Origin of the sequence: Pseudomonas sp. 10(2024) (genome assembly GCF_045164175.1) — a bacterium.
Classification (GTDB): domain Bacteria; phylum Pseudomonadota; class Gammaproteobacteria; order Pseudomonadales; family Pseudomonadaceae; genus Aquipseudomonas; species Aquipseudomonas alloputida.
Map to the genome: position 1 here is coordinate 4,677,076 of NZ_CP174006.1, position 19,901 is coordinate 4,696,976.

The 19,901-nt window shown below is 63.4% G+C and carries 16 protein-coding genes; 9 read left to right on the forward strand and 7 right to left on the reverse strand.

The genetic code is table 11. The annotated features are described in order from the left end of the window. The first annotated feature begins 253 nt into the window (after window positions 1-253). From ACI7M0_RS21205 to ACI7M0_RS21215, 3 genes are all read left to right on the forward strand, one after another. On the forward strand, window positions 254-1,063 hold the full coding sequence (locus ACI7M0_RS21205) for an inner membrane protein YpjD (protein WP_064490840.1): 810 nt from the start codon (window positions 254-256) through the stop codon (window positions 1,061-1,063). A 9-nt stretch (window positions 1,064-1,072) separates the two neighbouring features. Beyond that, on the forward strand, window positions 1,073-2,278 hold the full coding sequence (locus ACI7M0_RS21210) for a transporter associated domain-containing protein (RefSeq protein ID WP_010952559.1): 1,206 nt from the start codon (window positions 1,073-1,075) through the stop codon (window positions 2,276-2,278). Between the two features lie 271 nt (window positions 2,279-2,549). Beyond that, window positions 2,550-3,848 (forward strand): MFS transporter, encoded by a 1,299-nt coding sequence (locus tag ACI7M0_RS21215; RefSeq protein ID WP_010952558.1) that lies wholly within the window; start codon window positions 2,550-2,552, stop codon window positions 3,846-3,848. A 251-nt stretch (window positions 3,849-4,099) separates the two neighbouring features. On the opposite strand, the gene purT is transcribed toward ACI7M0_RS21215, so the two are convergent. From purT to ACI7M0_RS21240, 5 genes are all read right to left on the reverse strand, one after another. Continuing rightward, a complete protein-coding gene (gene purT / locus ACI7M0_RS21220) occupies window positions 4,100-5,281 on the reverse strand; it encodes a formate-dependent phosphoribosylglycinamide formyltransferase (RefSeq protein WP_010952557.1) in 1,182 nt (393 codons plus the stop codon). Window positions 5,282-5,357: 76 nt separating this feature from the next. Further along, a complete protein-coding gene (locus ACI7M0_RS21225) occupies window positions 5,358-5,825 on the reverse strand; it encodes a VUT family protein (RefSeq protein ID WP_014592198.1) in 468 nt (155 codons plus the stop codon). 193 nt (window positions 5,826-6,018) lie between these two features. Further along, complete coding sequence (locus tag ACI7M0_RS21230) at window positions 6,019-6,210, reverse strand: DUF1289 domain-containing protein (protein WP_162497239.1); 192 nt, start codon at window positions 6,208-6,210, stop codon at window positions 6,019-6,021. Between the two features lies 1 nt (window position 6,211). Further along, the gene (locus ACI7M0_RS21235; RefSeq protein ID WP_020191179.1) at window positions 6,212-6,736 is read right to left on the reverse strand and encodes a gamma carbonic anhydrase family protein; all 525 of its coding nucleotides are present in this window, start codon (window positions 6,734-6,736) and stop codon (window positions 6,212-6,214) included. A 44-nt stretch (window positions 6,737-6,780) separates the two neighbouring features. Beyond that, entirely contained in the window at window positions 6,781-7,380 is a 600-nt protein-coding gene (locus ACI7M0_RS21240) for a CoA pyrophosphatase (RefSeq protein WP_003252125.1), read from the reverse strand. Window positions 7,381-7,503: 123 nt separating this feature from the next. On the opposite strand from ACI7M0_RS21240, the gene ACI7M0_RS21245 reads away from it, so the two are divergent. The 4 genes from ACI7M0_RS21245 to ACI7M0_RS21260 all read left to right on the forward strand — a co-directional run bounded on the left by ACI7M0_RS21245 (window position 7,504) and on the right by ACI7M0_RS21260 (window position 15,029). Beyond that, window positions 7,504-8,055 carry an NUDIX hydrolase gene (locus ACI7M0_RS21245; RefSeq protein WP_020191181.1) on the forward strand — a complete coding sequence of 184 codons (552 nt, stop codon included), beginning with the start codon at window positions 7,504-7,506 and terminating at the stop codon, window positions 8,053-8,055. 22 nt (window positions 8,056-8,077) lie between these two features. Continuing rightward, window positions 8,078-8,632: a murein L,D-transpeptidase family protein gene (locus ACI7M0_RS21250; protein ID WP_010952551.1), complete on the forward strand. Its 555-nt coding sequence runs from the start codon at window positions 8,078-8,080 to the stop codon at window positions 8,630-8,632. A 160-nt stretch (window positions 8,633-8,792) separates the two neighbouring features. Beyond that, window positions 8,793-10,475 (forward strand): ShlB/FhaC/HecB family hemolysin secretion/activation protein, encoded by a 1,683-nt coding sequence (locus tag ACI7M0_RS21255; RefSeq protein ID WP_129933716.1) that lies wholly within the window; start codon window positions 8,793-8,795, stop codon window positions 10,473-10,475. 27 nt (window positions 10,476-10,502) lie between these two features. Continuing rightward, the gene (locus tag ACI7M0_RS21260) at window positions 10,503-15,029 is read left to right on the forward strand and encodes a hemagglutinin repeat-containing protein (protein WP_129933715.1); all 4,527 of its coding nucleotides are present in this window, start codon (window positions 10,503-10,505) and stop codon (window positions 15,027-15,029) included. 161 nt (window positions 15,030-15,190) lie between these two features. On the opposite strand, the gene ACI7M0_RS21265 is transcribed toward ACI7M0_RS21260, so the two are convergent. Together ACI7M0_RS21265 and ACI7M0_RS21270 are read right to left on the reverse strand one after the other, a co-directional pair. Continuing rightward, a complete protein-coding gene (locus ACI7M0_RS21265; protein WP_121162139.1) occupies window positions 15,191-15,826 on the reverse strand; it encodes a Pr6Pr family membrane protein in 636 nt (211 codons plus the stop codon). A gap of 1 nt (window position 15,827) precedes the next feature. Further along, complete coding sequence (locus tag ACI7M0_RS21270; protein ID WP_012053596.1) at window positions 15,828-16,049, reverse strand: VF530 family DNA-binding protein; 222 nt, start codon at window positions 16,047-16,049, stop codon at window positions 15,828-15,830. 163 nt (window positions 16,050-16,212) lie between these two features. Between ACI7M0_RS21270 and ACI7M0_RS21275 the strand changes: the two genes are divergently transcribed. Together ACI7M0_RS21275 and ACI7M0_RS21280 are read left to right on the forward strand one after the other, a co-directional pair. Further along, on the forward strand, window positions 16,213-18,249 hold the full coding sequence (locus tag ACI7M0_RS21275; protein WP_129933714.1) for a TonB-dependent receptor: 2,037 nt from the start codon (window positions 16,213-16,215) through the stop codon (window positions 18,247-18,249). A gap of 296 nt (window positions 18,250-18,545) precedes the next feature. Next, window positions 18,546-19,880, forward strand: a complete 1,335-nt coding sequence (locus ACI7M0_RS21280; RefSeq protein WP_129933713.1) for a carbohydrate porin — start codon at window positions 18,546-18,548, stop codon at window positions 19,878-19,880. Window positions 19,881-19,901: the final 21 nt, after the last annotated feature.

The following is a 19,901-nucleotide window of genomic DNA, read 5'->3' on the forward strand; positions in this document are numbered from 1 at the left end:
ACCCGCCGGGCACAGCAAGGCGGCGATTATAGCGAAGTGCAGCGGCGACGCACACCTTGGTAGATATTCGGTGGCTGTGCTGGCCTCTTCGCGGGCGCGCCCGTTCCCACAGGATCCTCACTGCTTGCAGGCCTGCGCCATACCTGTGGGAGCGGGCGTGCCCGCGAATGCCCCGACACAAGCCTTCAGTCTTCCTTGATCAGCGGAATCTATGCCAAACTCCGTCTCTTTAAAGGCTCGCCAACCAGGACTTATGGTCTCCTCACCCAGCCTCATCCCCAACCTGATCGCAGCCGGCCTATATATAGCGGCGGCCATCTACCAGGGCTCATACCTGTCCCAGGGCCGCAAAGCCGAAAAGCGCCTGCTTGGCCTGCTGGGTGCCATCGCGGTCCTGGCCCAGGCCGGTGCACTGTTCTTCCAGCTGATCACCCCGCTGGGCCTGAGCCTGGACTTCTTCAGCGCCGCCAGCCTGATCGCCGTGGCCGTCATCTCCCTGACCCTGCTGGCCTGCCTGCGCATACCCGTGGAAAACCTGCTGGTGCTGCTGTTCCCGCTGGGTGCGGTGACCGCGCTGCTGGCCCAGTTCGCCCCCCCCGGCACGGTACCGCTGATCAACGAAGAACCCGGCATCCTTGCGCACATCCTGTTGTCGATCCTGGCCTACGGGCTGTTCACCATCGCGGTGTTCCAGTCGCTGCTGTTGCTGCTGCAGGACCGCCAGCTGAAGAACAAGCACCCGTCCGGGCTGATCCGCAACTTCCCGCCACTGCAAACCATGGAAAGCCTGCTGTTCGGCTTCCTCTGGGCCGGCTGGTGCCTGCTGTCGCTGTCGCTGATCTCCGGCTGGCTGTTCCTCGACAACCTGTTCGCCCAGCACCTGGCGCACAAGACCTTGCTGGCCTGTGTCGCCTGGGTGGTGTTCAGCGTGCTGCTGTGGGGCCGCACCCGCCTGGGTTGGCGGGGCCACATGGCCATCCGCTGGACGCTGAGCGGTTTCTGCCTGCTGATGCTGGCCTATTTCGGCAGCAAGCTGGTTCGCGAATTCATCTTGCATATCTGACGGCCGCCCATGGACACCCTGCCGTACGCACCGCTATTCGGCACTCTGGCACTGGCCCTTTTGTGGTCAGCACTGTTCACTGCCGTGGAGGCTGCCCGCCTGCAGCTCAATGGCACACTGCGCGCCGGCGAAGACGGCCATCCCGTGCTGCCAGCCCAGGCCTTGGTGCTGTGCGCCAGCCTGGGCAAGCTGCTGGTGCTGGGGCTGGCCTGCCTGGTGGGCCAGCGCCAGAGTGGCGAGCACGGCTTCTGGCTGGCAGGCCTGGCCGCGACCCTCACCTTGCTGGTGTTTGCCGAGTACCTGCCGCGGCGCCTGGCCCGGCGTAACCCGCAGGCGTTCGTGAGCCTTGGTGCCAGCCTTCTGAAAGTGCCTCTTGCACTGCTGCAGCCACTGGCCTGCCTGCTGGACGGCGCCGCCAAGCTGATTCTGCGCCCGTTCCGGGCACAGCCCACGGCGGTGGCCCTGCACACGCAGGAGGCCGACGACTTCGATGAGGATGAACAGCACGAAGCACCTCGCCAGGGTCTGCTCGACGGCCTGCAGTCGCTGGACAAGATCACCGTCAACGACATCCTGGTGCCGCGCAACGAAGTGGATGGCATCAACCTCGACGAGCCGATCGAACGCATCGTCGAGCAGCTGATCGTCAGCCGCCACACCCGCCTGCCGGTCTACCACAACGACATCAACCAGGTCGAAGCGATCCTCAACACCAAGCTGATCAGCCACCTGCTGCCCAAGGCCGAGCTGACCCTGGAAGCGCTGCACAGCGCCTGCTACGAACCTTATTTCGTACCGGAAAGCACGCCCCTGCAAATGCAGTTGTTGAACTTCCACAAGCAGCAACGCCGCTTGGGCGTGGTGGTGGACGAGTACGGCGAAGTACTGGGTATCGTCACCCTGGAAGACATTCTCGAAGAGATCGTAGGCGAGTTCGAGGACGAGCAAAGCCTGGAAAACCCGCATGTGCACCCGCAACCCGATGGTACCTTCGTCATCGATGGCACCGCTTCGTTACGCGAAATCAACCGCACCCTGAGCTGGCACCTGCCCTGCGACGGCGGGCCGAAAACCCTCAACGGGCTGGTCACCGAGGCGCTGGAAAGCATCCCGGAAAGCGCTGTTTGCCTGAAAATAGGCCGCTATCGCCTGGAAATCCTTGAAACAGAGGACAATTGCGCCAGCAAGGTACTGGTGTGGACCGTGACCCGATAGCTATACTCGGGTCACGCTTACCCAGCCCCGCCGTCACGCCCGCTACCCGCACCCGGCGCTCCACGGCCAGTCCGCTCCACTGATACGCCCTGCGGTCCTGCGTCAACACCCCGAACAGTACCCGCCCCGCCCCTACCCCCTTGGGCTATCGTCAGTCGGGCGCACACAATAAAACGCTCCGGCGCCCGCTTAACCGTACCCGCCCTTTTGCAGGGCATGCCGTCGCGGGCCAAGCCCATGGAGCCGGACCAGACTGTCAGGGACCTCCTCAATGACAAGCAGCACTTATGCCCAAGCGCCTGCCGCGCCAGTCAACTCGCCTGCGCGGGTAGCCACTGCCAGCTTCATCGGCACCGCCATCGAGTTCTACGATTTCTACGTCTACGCCACCGCCGCCGCCTTGGTAATCGGCCCGGTGTTCTTCCCTTCCGGGTCGGGCACCGCGCAAATGCTGGCCGCCTTCCTCACCTTCGGTATCGCCTTCCTCGCCCGCCCGCTGGGCTCGGCGTTGTTCGGCCATTTTGGCGACCGCATCGGCCGCAAGTCGACGCTGGTCGCTTCGCTGCTGCTGATGGGCGTATCCACCACCGCCATTGGCGTGCTGCCGGGCTATGACAGCATTGGCGTGTGGGCGCCGATCATTCTCTGCCTGCTGCGTTTTGGCCAAGGCCTGGGCCTGGGCGGCGAATGGGGTGGCGCGGCCCTGCTGGCTACCGAAAACGCCCCGGAAGGCAAGCGGGCCTGGTTCGGCATGTTCCCGCAGTTGGGCCCGTCAATCGGCTTCCTGGCGGCCAACGGCCTGTTCCTGACCCTGGCCCTGGTGCTCAGCGACGAGCAGTTCCGCGAGTGGGGCTGGCGCATTCCGTTCCTGCTCAGCGCCGCACTGGTACTGGTAGGCCTGTACGTGCGCCTGAAGCTCGAAGAGAGCCCGGTGTTCGCCAAGGCCGTTGCCCGCCACGAGCGGGTGAAAATGCCGGTGGTCGACCTGTTCTCCAAATACTGGCTGCCAACCCTGCTGGGCGCTGCGGCCATGGTGGTGTGCTATGCGCTGTTCTACATTTCCACGGTGTTCTCGCTGAGCTACGGCGTGACCACACTGGGCTACAGCCGCGAAACGTTCCTTGGCCTGCTGTGTTTCGCGGTGGTGTTCATGGCACTGGCCACACCGTTGTCGGCCTGGCTCAGTGACCGTTACGGGCGCAAGCCGGTACTGATCGTCGGCGGTCTGCTGGCGATAGCTTCGGGCTTTACCATGGAGCCACTGCTGACCTCGGGATCGACTGCGGGCGTGGCGCTGTTCCTGGCCATCGAGCTGTTCCTGATGGGCGTGACCTTCGCGCCGATGGGTGCATTGCTGCCAGAGCTGTTCCCGACCCACGTGCGCTATACCGGTGCCTCGGCGGCGTATAACCTGGGCGGTATCGTCGGCGCCTCGGCGGCACCGTTCTTTGCCCAGAAACTGGTGAGCATGGGGGGGTTGAGCTGGGTGGGGGGTTATGTGTCGGTGGCGGCGGTGATCAGCCTGATTGCCGTGCTGTGCCTGAAAGAGACGCGCAATACCACGCTGTAAGCCACTGGGGCCGCTTTGCGGCCCTATCGCGACACAAGCGGGCTTGCCCGCGAAGCCAACACCGTGGTGGATGGCACGGGCTTCGCCCGTGTTCGCGGGCAAGCCCGCTCCCACAGGGAAGGCGCCAGCTTTTAGAAATTGAGCAAGACAGTTGCTCCCACAGCGATCGCGTAAGCCTGGAAGCTGCACTATCCCTGTGGGAGCGGCCTTGTGTCGCGATAGGGCTGCGAAGCAGCCCCAACACTCTCGGATCAGAACTCGACCTTGACCGCCTGCGAAGCACGGGTTGCCTTGGCCCGCGCCAGTTCGACCGATTCGTCACGCGCCAGGCACACACCCATGCGGCGGGTGCCATTGATTTCCGGCTTGCCGAACAGGCGAATGGCAGTATCCGGCTCGCTCAGCGCTGCGCCCAGGTTGGCGAAGCTGGTCTGTTGGGACTGGCCTTCGGGCAAGATCACTGCCGAAGCCGACGGGCCGAACTGACGCACCACCGGAATCGGCAGGCCGAGAATGGCGCGGGCATGCAGGGCGAATTGCGACAGGTCCTGGGAAATCAGGGTGACCAGACCGGTGTCATGCGGGCGCGGCGACACTTCGCTGAACCACACCTGGTCGCCCTTCACGAACAGCTCCACACCAAACAGGCCACGACCGCCGAGGGCATCGGTGACCGCCTTGGCCACGCGCTGCGATTCAGCCAGCGCCTTCGGGCTCATGGCCTGTGGCTGCCAGGACTCCTGGTAATCGCCCTTCTCCTGACGGTGGCCAACGGGTTCAAGGAAGGTGGTACCGCCCACGTGGCGCACGGTCAGCAGGGTGATCTCATATTCGAAGTCAATGAAACCTTCGACGATCACCCGGCCCTTGCCAGCGCGGCCGCCCTCCTGGGCATAGTCCCACGACTTCTGCAGGTCAGCATCGCTGCGCAGCAGGCTCTGGCCCTTGCCCGACGAGCTCATCACCGGCTTGACCACGCACGGGTAACCCAGGTCGGCTACAGCCTTGGCGTAGTCTTCATAGGTGTCGGCGAAGTGGTACGGCGAGGTTGGCAGGTCCAGCTCTTCGGCCGCCAGGCGGCGGATGCCTTCGCGGTTCATGGTCAACTGGGTGGCGCGGGCGGTGGGCACCACGGTGAAGCCTTCGTTTTCCAGCTCGACCAGGGTGGCGGTGGCGATGGCTTCGATTTCCGGCACGATGTAGTGCGGCTTCTCGGCTTCGATCACCGCGCGCAGGGCAACGCCATCGAGCATGTTGACCACATGGCTGCGGTGCGCCACCTGCATTGCCGGAGCATTGGCGTAGCGGTCGACGGCGATTACTTCGACGCCCAGGCGCTGCAGCTCGATTACCACTTCCTTGCCCAGCTCGCCACAGCCGCAGAGCAGTACACGGGTCGCGGTGGGCGACAATGGGGTTCCGATACGGGTCATTTCAGGTCCTCGAAGGCATCCGGGGCCGCGCCAGGCTAGGCGCCACCCGCTGAAAAAGGACCGCTATTCTACACCATCAACCGGCCACGGCGGCCCGCCGGGCGCGAAATGCCATGGCCAGCCACACCGCCGTTACACCCGCGAATTTCGAGGCCATCGCGGTGCCGATCACTGCCGGGGTCAGCGCGCCGATCATGCCGAAGAAAATGAAGGTATCCACCGGGATGCTCAGCGCCGAACTGAGCCACAGGCGGTCGCGCAGCGGCCGACGGGTGATGCTGAACACCAGCCAGTCGATCAGCTCGGAGATGAAGAACGCAGTGGCGCTGGCCAGGGCGATGGCCGGTTCCGAGGTGACATAGGACAGCACCAGTGCCACCAGCATGGCGAACAGGGCGCCATGACCAAAACGGGTCTGCACCATATCGCGCAGGATGAACACCAGGCCGCCCCAGGCGGACCAGATGATGTCCAGATGCGGGGCACTGGAGAAGGCGTAGTTGATCAGCACTACGCTGCTGATGTAGGCAATCAGATAGAACATGGCGGGCTGTCTGTGGGCAAGCCGCACAGATTACCGCTGGGCCGTTCGCGGGTAAACCCGCCCCCACAGATGTGCAGCCCTCAAGGCTGTCGCTGTACCTGTGGGAGCGGGCGTGCCCGCGAAGCTGCCACTGCGGTGCATGGCACCGGCTTCGCCGGTGTTCGCGGGTAAACCCGCTCCTACAGGGTTCGCGTCAGGCCTGCATGATGAGGCCGGCTTCTACTGCCCGTTCATGGCAACGCTTGAGCACCGCCCGACGCTCGTCGTTGTCCATCCGCCCCCAGCGACCAATCTCGGCCACGGTACGCTGGCAGCCTGTGCAGATATCCTGCTCGTCCAGCGCGCAAATGCTCACGCACGGCGAAGCCACCGGCCGCTCGACCACTTCACTCATCATCAACCACCAGATCCCGCGCATAGCGCTGGGCATTGTGCACGTAATGTGCGGCACTCGCTTCAAGCATGCGCTTCTGCTGCTCGGTCAGTTCGCGTACCACCTTGCCCGGCGAGCCCATCACCAGCGAACCGTCCGGAATTTCCTTGCCCTCGGCGATCAGTGCATTGGCGCCGATGATGCAGTGCTTGCCAATGCGCGCGCCATTGAGGATCACTGCGTTGATACCGACCAGGCTGAAGTCGCCCACCGTGCAGCCATGCAACATGGCATTGTGGCCAACGGTCACGCCCTTGCCCAACGTCAGTGGCGAGCCCATGTCGGTGTGCATCACCGTGCCATCCTGCACGTTGCTGCCTTCGCCGATGTCGATCAGCTCGTTATCACCGCGCAACACCGCGCCAAACCACACACTGGCATGGGCTTGCAGGCGCACGCTGCCAATGAGCGTGGCGTTGGGGGCGGCCCAACTGGTGGGGTGGCTCTCGACCCGCAGGTCGCCCAGGCGATATTTCATGCTTGTTCCTCAGGCTGCGACGCAGATGGCGGGGTAGGCCCCGCTCAATTTTCGATGTAACGCTCCGGGGGCTGATGCAGGCTGATACCGGCATCGAACAGCAGGTTGACCAGCTCGACGATCATGATCGCCGACAACCCCCAGATCTTGTATTCACCATAGCGGTAACTGGGCACATACCAGCTACGCCCCTGGTAATCGATACGGTGGGTATGGTCGCGCGGGTCCTGCCGGAAGAATTCCAGCGGCACGGTGAATACTGCCGCGATCTCGGCATCATTGGCGCGATATTCGACGAAGTCGGGGATAAGCCCGACGAATGGCGTCACTTTCAGGCCATGTAGCGAAATCAGCGGGCTGAGCGGACCAATCACCTCCACCAGGCCAGGGGGCAGGCCGATTTCTTCTTCAGCCTCGCGCAGGGCAGTAAAGACCAGGTCCGGGTCTTCCGGGTCGCGGCGGCCACCGGGAAAGGCTACTTCACCACCGTGGGTAGACAGGCCCTTGGCGCGCAGGGTCAAGACCAGTTCGGGCGCTTCGCTGCGGGTAATGGGCAAGAGGACCGCCGCTTCGGGGAACCGCCTGTCGGTTTCCAATGACGCGGGTTGGTGGTTGCTCATTCGGCGAAGTAGCTCGTCCAGCATTGCGCACGCTCGTATCCAGGTCCTGTGTTGCATGATGCACCAAAGCCGCGAAGCACCCAAGCCCCAGCGCTTGCGGCGGCACGGTGGCCGCGCCAAGATAGCCTTGAGCATAAGGAACCACACATGAAATTCTGCAGCGCATGCGGCCAACCGGTCACTCAGCGGATCCCCGAGGGCGACAGCCGCCTGCGGTACGTCTGCGGCTCTTGCCAGACCATCCACTACCAGAACCCCAACATTGTGGCCGGCGTGTTGCCGACCTGGGGCAGCCAGGTGTTGCTGTGTCGCCGCGCCATTGAGCCGCGCCGGGGTTTCTGGACCCTGCCCGCCGGTTTCATGGAAAACGGCGAAACCCTCGACCAGGCCGCGCGTCGCGAAACCGTCGAGGAAGCCTGCGCCCGGGTCGGGCCGACGTCCCTGTACCAGCTGTTCGATCTGCCGCACATCAGCCAGGTGCATGTGTTCTTCCGCGCCGAGTTGGCGGACCTGGACTTTGCCGTCGGTGTCGAAAGCCTGGAGGTGCGGCTGTTCGAAGAACATGAGATACCGTGGGACGAGCTGGCTTTCCGCACCGTCACTCGCACACTAGAATGCTACTATCGCGACCGCATCGGCCAGCACTACCCCATAGGCCATGAATACCTGCCGCCGATGAACGTTTCGCCACACACCTAAACGCCTTCAGGGATACTGTTACATGCGCTGGTTGCTTGCCCTTTTCTGCCTTTGCGTTACCTCGGTGTCCCAGGCGGCCTTCACCGAAACCATCATCCGCAAGCCCGCGCCGGCAGCGCAAACTCCCTCGCCTTCGCAGCAAGCCATGCAACCGTTGATCGACAAGGTGCTGGTGATCAAGTCGGAGCGCCGCCTGCAGTTGATCAGCCGCGGCGAGCCGCTGAAAACCTACCGCATTTCGCTGGGCAAGCAGCCCAAGGGCGCCAAGGAACGCGAAGGCGACAAGAAAACCCCCGAGGGCTTGTACTGGCTGGACTGGCGCAAGCAGAGCGACCGCTTCAACCTGGCCATGCACATCAATTACCCGAACATCAGCGATGCCGCCCGCGCGACCCGGGCAGGGGTGAATGCCGGCAGCATGATCATGATTCACGGCACGCCGATCAACGATGAATACCCGGAATGGTACTTCCATACCCTGGACTGGACGGATGGTTGCATTGCCATGCGCAACCGCGACATGCAGGAAGTGTGGGACCTGGTTCGGGATGGAACGCTGATCGAGATCCGCCCTTGATATAGAGCCTTCCGGCAAAAGTTGTAGGAACCTTCTCACCATTTAGCGCGAACTTGCCTGACAGGTGCTTAGGCAGGGTACTGCATCCATACGAGTAGCTTAATTTCTAGCATCCACGCAGACGAGTACGAAAACCGTACATCATTTGCGGGGTGCTTCAATGCCGTGCCTGATTCACCGCATCGCCCATTGGCTGTCGGCCGGTTGCCTTTCTGGCTTGCTGTCCGTTCCCCAGGTGCTGGCCGACGACCCTGCCAGCCAGCAGCTGCGCGATCAACAGCATGGGCTGCGGCAACTCGAGCAACAGCAGCGGCTGGAACGCTGGCAGCGTATATCCGTCCCGGCTGAACCGACCAACAGCACTTCCCACCGCCCGCACGATGATCGCTGCTGGGCAATCGATGGCGTGCGCGTGGCGGGCATGCACCGGCTTTCGAACTCGGCACTGGCGCCCACCCTCCGTGCCCTCACGCCTGCCTGCATGGGCATTGCCGACATCAACCGGCTGCTCAAAGCCATCACCCAACGTTATGTACAAGCCGGCTACCCAACCAGCCGCCCCTACCTGCGGCAGCCCCCAGCAGAGGGCATGCCGTTGGACATCGTCATTGTCGAAGGTTTTGTCGAAACCATCGAACTGGCTGGCCCCGACCTGCCCCTGTCTCTCTCCAGTGCCTTCCCAGGCCTGCTTGGGCAGCCACTGTACCTGCCCGACCTTGAGCAAGGCCTGGACCAGCTCAACCGCCTTCGCGCCTATGAACTGGGCGCCACCTTGCTGCCCGGCGAACTGCAGGGCGGCACCCGCGTGGTCGTGCAGCCGGGCAAGGTTGCTTCACGCTGGCACCTGGACAGCCGCTTCGACAACCGGGGCAGCGAGCTGACCGGCCGCCACCGCGTCAACCTCGGCATTGGCCTGGACAGCCCGCTTGGCCTCAATGATGAGCTGCGCCTGTCGTTGACCCGCACGGTGCTCGATACGCCCGGCCAAAGCCAAGGGATATCGTTGTACTACAGCATCCCCTACGGCGCCTGGACCTTTGCCCTCAGCGCCAGCCAGCTAAGCTATCAAGCCCCCCTCCCCTACAGCGACAAGGCTGCCGACGGCAGCAGCAGCTATCAGGGCCTGAGTGTCGAGCGGGTATTGTGGCGCAACCAGCAAGGCATGCTCAGCGCCAGCGCCCGGCTGGACCGCAAGCAGCTGATCAACCGCAGCGCTGGCGCGGTTATCGTCCAGCAGAGCCCGACGCTGGCCACGGTAGAGGCCGGCATCAACCTGCTGTGGCTCGAAAGTGGCTTGTGGAACGGTTACTTCGGCGTTGCCCAAGGCATTGACGCATTGGGTGCCGACCGCTCGCCCCTGGGTGCTCAACGCCTGCGCCCGGACTTTCGCAAGTACCGCGCCAACCTGCTGCACCTGCGTCAAGGCCCGGCACCCAGCCCTTGGCGCTGGCAGAGCGAGCTGGCCATGCAGTACAGCCGTGACCCGCTGCCTGCCGTCGAACAGCTGCTGGTCAGCGACGATTCGGCTGTCCGCGGCTTTCGTCTGCACACTTACTCCGGTGCCAGCAGCGCCGTCTGGCGCAATACGTTCAGCCAGGCGCTGCCACGGACCTGGGCCCCACCTTTCGAGATACGCCCCTACATCGGCCTGGACCTGGGCTGGGTTCGCACCGCCGAAGGCGAACCGTCACAGCGCCTGGCCGGGGCCGCCGCAGGGTTGGAACTGAGCCTGCCCGGCAGCCGCCTGCGCCTGGACTACCAACGCGCCTTGTACACCAGCGACCTGCCCCGCCCGCGGCTGGAGCCCGGCTTCTGGGTGCTGGACTGGACCCTGAGCATCTGATTCACCCACAACAAAGAGAACGAGAAAATGCAAACACTCTCGCAGTTACCGCCTGTTCGCCCGGATACCTTGCGCTGGGCAATCTTCCTCGCCGTGCTCGGGCCCAGCGCCGCAGTGGCTCAGACAGGACTGGAAGCAGCCAGCGGCCCCGGGGGAACCCCGGTCATCCACAACGGCCACGGGGTGCCGGTCATCGACATCGTGCCGCCCAACGCCACGGGGCTGTCACACAACCAGTTCATCGACTACAACGTTGCCACCCCGGGCCTGGTGCTGAACAACGCCACCGCAGCCGGGCAGTCGCAACTGGCCGGCGCCCTGGCGGCCAACCCGCAGTTCCAGGGCCAGGCCGCCTCGACCATTCTTAACGAAGTGATCAGCCGCAACGCCTCGCTGATCGAGGGGCCGCAGGAAATCTTCGGGCGCCCGGCCGACTACATACTGGCCAACCCCAATGGCATCACCCTCAATGGCGGCAGTTTCATCAACACCACCCGCGCAGGCTTCGTGGTGGGCACCCCGCAATTCGAGGAGCAACAGCTCAGGTACCTCGATACGCTCACGGCCAGTGGCACCCTGCAGGTACTGGAGCATGGCCAGGGCAATGCCGGTGGCGCACTCGAACTGATCGCACCGCGCGTGGACAGCAAAGGCTTGCTCATGGCCAGCGAAACGCTCGACATCACTGTCGGCCGCAACCGTATCGACAGCCGCAACGGCGAGGTGGTCGAACACCTGCCCAGCCCCTCTTCGAGCATTGATGCCAGCCTGTTCGGCGCCATGCGCGCCGGGCGTATCCGTGTGGTAAGTACTGCCGAAGGCGCGGGTGTGCGTGTGGGGGCCTCGCAGATTCTGGGCACCGAAGGGGTCGACATCAGCTCGGCCGGGGGCCTGCATGTCAGCGGCAGTGGCGACCGCCCGACCGAGCTGCGCAGCGAGCGTGGCGTACTGAAACTCACCGCTGCCGATGACCTGATGCTTGAAACGGTTGACGGCCAGGCCCCGCGGATCGAAGCAAGGGCTGGCAAGAAGCTCACCCTGGACGCCAAGACAATCGAGCACATCAAGCACGACAGTGACAGCTGGAACAAGAAATTCTGGTTCGTCACCCGTGAAACCTACAACCGCAAGACCACCACCACCCACAAGCAACAACAGGGCAGTCAATTGCTGGGCACTGAGAGCGTGCTGTTGCAGTCCGGCGACGACATGCGCATGACCGCCGCGAAGGTGGACGCCGGTAACGAGCTGACGGTCGACAGCGGTGCCGGCCTGGACATCCTCGCCGGCATCGACAGCAAACGCACCGAACAGCAGGTGCGTCATCGCAAGGATTTATGGCGCGGTGACAGCGATAGCGACCAGCTCAAGGAAACCGCAAAGGGCAGTACCCTGAGCGCCGGGCACATGTCGATAAAGGCAAGCGACAACCTCAACGTACAGGGCAGCAGCCTGCACAGCCTCGGCGATCTGGCTATCCAGGCGAAACAGGCCGACATCGGCACCACCACCTTGCAGGAACACGGTACCCAACGCGACTACCGAGGCGACCTGGTGTCCGGCACATTCTTTGGTGACCGCAAAGGTAACGACACCGAGGGCCAGGTCGTCGCGGGCAGCACGATAACCAGCGATGGCAAGCTCACTGTGAGCGCCGACCAGGTCGCCATCAAAGGCAGCACCGTGTTCGGTAAACAGGACGCGGTGCTCTACAGCGAGAACGGTTCGCTGGCCATCGAGGCAGACCATGGCAGCACGACCTCCACCCAGCGCACCAGCGACAGTAAACTGTTCGGCCTGATCGGCAGCAAGCACGAAAGCACGGACCGCAAACAGCAGGTACTGGTCAGCGACGTCAGCTCGACCAGCAACCTGCGCCTGGCCAGCGCCGAAGAGATGCGCATCCAGGGCGCCAAGGTCGAAGCTGGCAAGCATCTGCAAGTCGAGGCCAAAGGCGACCTGTTGATTGGCAGTTCGCAATCGGTCGATGAACGCGAAACCCGCGACCAACAACGGGGTTTCACGGCCAGCGCCAGACAGACCCAGGAAGCCGAGGATGGCAAGCCCGAGTCTCGCCAGTACGCGGCTGGCGTGGCGTATGAGGTCGTGACCAGCACCAGCAAGCAGCGCACGACCAACCAGGTTGCCAGTGAGCTCAAGGGCGCCTCGGTGGGCATGAACAGCAGCGCGCACCTGCAGGTCAACGGCAGCAAGGTCCAGGCCACTGCCGGCGATCTCGATGTGCAGGCGCGGGAAGTGACACTGGGGGCGACCCGCAACGACCGTGACGTAGCCACCAGCACCACCGAAAGTGGTGGCGGGTTGACAGTAACCGGTGGCATCGACCGTCTGGGCAGCTTGTTCGAAGGCCATCACAACCGCGAGGTGCAAGCCGATCGCGACAGCAAGGTGCAGCGCAGCGAGTTGCAGGCCAGCGGCGATCTGAAATTGCGCAGTGATGCACTGCTCACCGAGGCCGCGCACGTCGAGGCCGGCAACACCCTGCAGGTGACCGCCAAACGCATCGACAACCGTGCAGCTCAGGATACCCATGAACATGAACAAAGCCGTGACGACTGGTCGGGTAGCCTGGGCGCCAGTATCGAATACCGCGACCTGACCCGCCCTATCGAACGCCTGGTGCTGGGTGAGGAAGCCGCACGCTTCCAGCAAGCTTCGCCCGAAGACGCCATGGCGCCTCCCAGCGTGGGGGCCGACATGACGGTCGAACACCTCAAGCGCCTGGAAAACCAGCGCCGTGGAATTGCTCAGGTCAGCGAGTTTTCCGCAGCAAAGGTCGAGGTCAAGGCTGACACACTGGCCGACCAGGGCACAGCCTGGCGGGCCAATGCCGGCTCGCTGAAAATCGAGGCGCAGCAGCATCAGGTGAGCGCCGCCGAAAATACCCAGGAAACCACCGTTCAACGCCTGGCCTATGGTGGCGACGCGCGCCTGGACACCAGCACCGGCGAGGACTTGAATGTACGCGCCGCCGGCAAAGGAGGGTCGCTGGATAAAAAGGATATCGCCAGCACCGCCGTGCCCGGCAGCCTTTACGGGCAACAGGGTATCCAGGTACAGCTGGGCAGCGATGGCCGCTACGAAGGGGCCCGCATCGATGGCGGCGAAGGCAGCGTGGTCATGCACAGTGCAGGGTCGCTCGCCCTACCCCAGGCGACCGACAAGGCCGAACAGCAGTCACGCCAGCTCGATGGCAATGCCTGGGCCAAAGTCGGCAACCGCCCGGGCAGCACCGGCGTCGATGGCCGGGGCTATCTGGACCAGGACCAGAAGCTGAGCACGCAGAGCAAGGCACAAGTGGCACAGATCGACGCCAAGGGCGAAGTTCAACTGACCAGCGCCGGCGACCTGTTGCTCGAAGGCACCCGCATTGGCAACCGCGAGGCCAAGGCCGGCGACATACGGGTGCAAAGCGGCGGCCAGTTGCAGGTCAAGGCGGCCAGCGATACCCAGCAGGCCACAGGCGCCAACCTGGGTGGCGGCATGGAGCTGGCGGCCAAGGTTGGCCAGACCCAAGGGGGAGCCATAGGCGGCCACTTCAGCCACGGCAAGCAGGACGAACATGCACGTCAGGCGGTCGATGCCCAGTTTGCCAGCAACGGCACACTGACCCTGACCAGCAGCGCCCGCGAGGACATCGCCCTGCACCTGCAAGGCCTGCAGGCCTCGGCCGAACAGATCACCCTAGACGCCTCGAATGGCGGCATGCTGGTTGAAGCCTCTTCCAGCCAGGAGCGACGCGACAACCTTGACATCTCGGCCGGCGCTGGTTTCAACATGGCCAAGGGCGCCTTGGACACCCGCGGCCTGCATGGCCGGCTCAAGGTAGAGCTCGACAAGCGCGACAACCTCACCTGGAATACCAGTGACCTGCGCGCCGAGCGCATCGACCTGCAAAGCCGCGGCGATACCCGCATCGAGAGTGCCACCCTGGATGCAGGGCATATTGGCGGCACAATCGACGGTGACCTGCGCATCGCCAGCCTCAAGGACAACGTCAACACCCTGAGCGTGAAAGGCGATGTCAGGCTGAGCCAGGAGAAAAACCCTCAGGGCTATGTCAATGCGGCCAAATCGGTGGCTGGCCCGCTGGGAGGCAAGGTCGAGAAAAAGGCCGGTTCGGCCCTGAGCAAGGCAGACCCAGGGTTCTCGCCGACCGTCAGCCTCGACGTGTCGCATGCACAGCGTGACAGTGTGGCGCGTCAGACCACGCTTAAAAGCAGCGACGGCATAGACCTGCAGGTCGGTGGCAACGCTCATCTGGTGGGGGCACGCTTGCAGTCGGCCAAAGGCGACGTGAGGCTCGACGCCAACTCGGTCACCCAGGAAACGCTAAGCGGCAATGACTATCGCCGAGACCTGTCGTTGGATGCGTCCAACTCACCGGTGGATCTGGGCACGGCAATCGCCGAGATAGCCAAAAGCAAAATGGCGGCGGATGGGGAAAATGCGCTGGACCTGGGCGTGTTGAGAACCAGTGGGCATAGTCGCAGCGAGCAATGGGTTTCGAGCATGCAAGGGAAGAAGCACTAAGGCTCCATCGCGGCCCTGGCCATTTGGGGATATCAGCAATCTTGTGCCCTGCTGCTGACACCCGGGCCGCGTGCCTCCCGCTTCCACAGCGAATACCACAGCCCTTGGGCTTGTGATTTCTCTGCGGGGGGCGGGCTTGCCTGCGAAGAGGCCGGTACAGGTCAAGCCAGCCTGTGCAGCCCCCGCCACCGATCCAGCCCAAGCAACACCAGCCCTATCCCCCAGAAACCCGCCAGCACCCCAAGGGCGTTGAGCATCACCTGCCCATACCCCAGGCTGGCCACATCAATGAACGGGTAGGCATAGACGCCGATCTCACTCCCCCGCCACAACGCATAACCAAAGTAGACCGCTGGGTACACCGCCCACACCAGCAAATGCCATAGCCGCAAACTGCCCTTGGGCACCTCGCTCCACCAGTACAAGGCATACAGCACCGGCATCACGTCGTGCAGCAACTCGTCCGCCAGCCATTGCCAACCCTGTGGTTGCCACAAATGACGCAGCAGCACGCTGTAGGCCAGCGCCACCAGCACGATACTGGCGGCCACTGCAGAGCTTACCGAGGGCGACAGGAAAAAGCGTTTGCCACGGCCTTCCCGGCCGAATGCGGCATAGCTGAGCACCGTCGCCACCAGGGTATTGGTCAGCACGGTGAAGTAGCCGAACACATTGATCAGGCCACCAATCAGGCTGGCCTGTTCCTGCCAACGCGCCAGCAGCACCAGGTTCACCTGCACGACCAGGCCGAACCAGCCCAGCACCGCCATGCCGGTCAGCCAAGGGCGACGCGACATGTCAGGCCTGACGCTGCAGCTTCACGTACAGCTGCTCGACCTTTTCCCGCGCCCACGGTGTTTTGCGCAGGAACGTCAGGCTCGACTTGATGGTCGGGTTGCTCTTGAAGCAGCGCACATCGATGCGCTCGGCCAGGCCATGCCATTGGTAATGCGCCACCAGCTCGGTGAGGATCTGTTCAAGGGTCTTGCCGTGCAGCGCGTTGTGTTGGGCCGTGCTCATGCTGTGCTCCGTAGGAAAGATGCGCACCTTACACGAGTGTAGTGGTGGGCGGGATCCGTCGAGTCGACAGAAAAATCGCTGGTCAGAGGCAAAACCTCTGTGATGGAATAGTTATGTTATGTTGTAACACTAAAAAGCATCTGCCAAGGAACGCCCCATCCCCATGCTGTACACACCGCTTCGCCTTTCCCCCCTTGCCGTCGCACTCTGGCTGGCTGCATCCCCCAGCCAGGCCGTAGAACTCGAACCACAGGTCATCACCGCCAACCCGCTGGGTAACCGCCAACTGGCCGCCCCCAGCACCGTGCTCGAAGGCGAAAACCTGCTGCAACAGCAGCACGGCAGCCTGGGTGAAACCCTGAACAAGCAGCCCGGTGTCGCCTCTACCTGGTTTGGCCCTGGCGCCAGCCGCCCGGTGATCCGCGGCCTGGATGGCGACCGCATTCGTATCCTGCGCAATGGCGTCGGTGCCCTGGATGCCTCGTCGCTGTCCTACGATCATGCCGTGCCGCTGGACCCGGTAACCGTCGAGCGCGTCGAAATCGTCCGTGGCCCGGCCGCCCTGCTTTACGGCGGCAACGCCATTGGCGGGGTGGTCAACACCTTCGATAACCGCATCCCGGACTCGCCGATCGAGGGCATCCACGGCGCAGGAGAACTGCGCTACGGCGGTGCCGACACCACCCGCAGCAGCGCCGGCAAGCTGGAGGCCGGCGACGGCGCCTTCGCCCTGCACCTGGATGCCAACAGCCGCCAGTTCAACGACCTGCGCATCCCGGGCTACGCACGCAGCGCCAAGGTGCGCGATGCCGACGAGCCCGGCAGCAAACACCGCCTGGAAAACAGCGACGGTCGCCAGGACGGCGGCGCAATCGGTGGTGCCTACCACTGGGACCACGGCTACGCCGGCCTGTCGTACAGCGGCTACGACAGCAACTATGGCTCGGTGGCCGAGTCCGGCGTGCGCCTGGACATGAAACAGGATCACTACGCCTTCGCCTCCGAACTGCGCGACCTCGACGGCCCGTTCAGCTCAGTCAAGGTAGATGCCGGTTACACCGACTACGAACACAGCGAAATCGAGGAAGGCGAGGTCCATACCACCTTCAAGAACAAGGGCTACGAAGCGCGTATCGAAGCCCGCCACCAACCGCTCGGACCGGTGGAAGGGATCATTGGGGCCCAGGTCAGCCGTAACGAATTTTCGGCCCTCGGCGAGGAAGCCTTCGTCCCGCATACCGATACCGACAGCGTGGCACTGTTCATGCTCGAGCAGTGGCAAGCCAGCGAGCGCCTGAACCTGAGCCTGGGTGCGCGCATGGAGCACACCCGCGTAGATCCTGACGCCAAAGGCAACGAGAACTTCGTCGACGCAGACAGCGCCAGCAGCTTCAACGCCTTCAGCCTGTCGTCGGGGGCTGTGTACCAGCTCGACCCCATCTGGTCGCTGGCGGCCAACCTCGGCTACACCGAGCGTGCCCCGACCTTTTACGAGCTGTACGCCAATGGCGCGCACGTGGCCACCGGGGCCTTTGAAGTCGGCGACGCCAGTTTGAACAAGGAAAAGGCCATTTCCGTCGACCTGGCGCTACGCTTCGACAACGGCACCCATAAAGGCAGTGTCGGGGTGTTCTACAACCACTTCCGCAACTACATCGGCCTGATTGGCACCGGCAACACCCGCGAAGGCGAGCATGACCATGAGGAGGAGGATCACGATCATGACCATGAAGGCTTCCCGGAATACCAGTACCAAGGCGTGCGGGCGCGCTTCTACGGCATCGAGGCCCAGGACCGCTGGCAGTTGGCCGAGAACCGTTACGGCAGCTTCGCGCTGGAGTTGTCCGGTGACTATACCCGGGCCAAGAACCTCGACAGTGGCGAGCCACTGCCCCGCATCGCCCCGCTGCGCCTGAACAGCGGCCTGGTCTGGGAGCTGGACCGCTGGCAGGCGCGAGTAGACGTGCAGCACGCTGCGTCGCAGCACCGCAAACCCGCCAACGAAACCAGCACTGATGGCTACACCACCTTGGGCGCGAGCGTTGGCTACCGCTTCGACATTGGTCAAAGCCAGTGGCTGGCGTTTGTGCGCGGCGAAAACCTGACCGACCAGACCGTGCGCTATGCCAGTTCGATCCTGCGCGATATCGCACCGGCGCCGGGGCGTAGCGTGGAAGTCGGGTTGCGTACCACCTTCTGAACCACAAGCGACGAAGATCGGTGTAGGAACGGGTTCACCCGCGAATACGATGGCAGGGCAACCGGCGCATTCGCGGGTGAACCCGCTCCTACACCTGCCTCGATTAATGACGACTGTTGCCCGTTCAACAACAATCCTCTGCGACAATTTGTCTTTTTTTCTTATAACTTCCCCTATATCCTCCCCGCCGCAAGCTGAAACGCTTCATCGAACAATTTTGTCGCCATATCCATTGAGGGGCCCGCCCTTCGATGCGCTTGCCGTTTTTTTCAATAATCAAAAGATAGCGCTATCTCATGTTCCAACTGCCTAAAACCTGCTACATCGGCCTCGCCCTTAGTGCCTTGGCAACCCCCGCCGGCGCCAGCGAAATCTTCGCCAGCGACTCCCCTTGGATGCTCGGCGACTGGGGTGGAACCCGCAGCGAACTGCTGGAAAAGGGCTACGACTTCACCCTTGGCTACACCGGCGAGATGGGCAGCAACCTGCACGGCGGCTACGACCACGACCGCACCGCGCGCTACAGCGACCAGTTCACCTTCGGCAGCCACCTGGACCTGGAGAAGATCCTCGGCTGGCACGACACCGAATTCCAGCTGACCGTCACCGAGCGTCACGGCGACAACATCAGCAACGACCGCATCAACGACCCGCGTGTCGGCGGCTTCACCTCCGCCCAGGAAGTCTGGGGCCGCGGCGAAACCTGGCGGCTGACGCAGATGTGGATCAAGCAGAAGTACTTCGACGGTGCGCTGGATGTGAAATTCGGCCGCTTCGGTGAAGGCGAGGACTTCAACAGCTTCCCTTGCGACTTCCAGAACCTGGCTTTCTGCGGCTCGCAGGTGGGCAACTGGGTGGGTGGCATCTGGTACAACTGGCCAGTCAGCCAGTGGGCCCTGCGCGTGCGCTACAACCTTACCCCCGAGCTGTACGCCCAGGTCGGCGTCTTCGAGCAGAACCCTTCCAACCTCGAATCCGGCAATGGTTTCAAGCTCAGCGGCAGCGGCACCCAGGGTGCGGTAATGCCGTTCGAACTGGTATGGACCCCACGTATCCAAGGCTTGAAAGGGGAATATCGTGCCGGCTACTACTACAGTAATGCCAAGGCACAAGATGTTCTCAAGGACAGCAACGGTCAGCCGGCCGCCATCAGCGGCGCCGCCTACCGCAGCAGTTCGAGCAAGCACGGCTTGTGGATTGGCGCCCAGCAGCAGGTCACCTCGCTGGCGTCCGACCAGTCGCGCGGCTTGAGCGTGTTCGCCAACGCCACGGTGCATGACAAAAAGACCAATGCCATCGACAACTATGTGCAGGCAGGACTGGTATTCAAAGGGCCCTTCGATGCCCGCGCCAAGGACGACATCGGTTTCGCCCTGGCACGCGTGCACGTCAACCCTGCCTATCGCAAGAACGCCCGCCTGGCCAACCAGGCCGCCGGCCTCTACGACTACGACAACCCGGGCTTCCTGCCAGTGCAGGACACCGAGTACAGCGCCGAGCTGTACTACGGCATCCATTTGGCCGACTGGCTCACGGTACGCCCCAACCTGCAGTACATCCGCCACCCGGGCGGGGTGTCGCAGGTCGATGGCGCCCTGATCGGCGGCCTGAAGATCCAGAGCAGTTTCTAACCCCTTTTTTGACCTGACGGA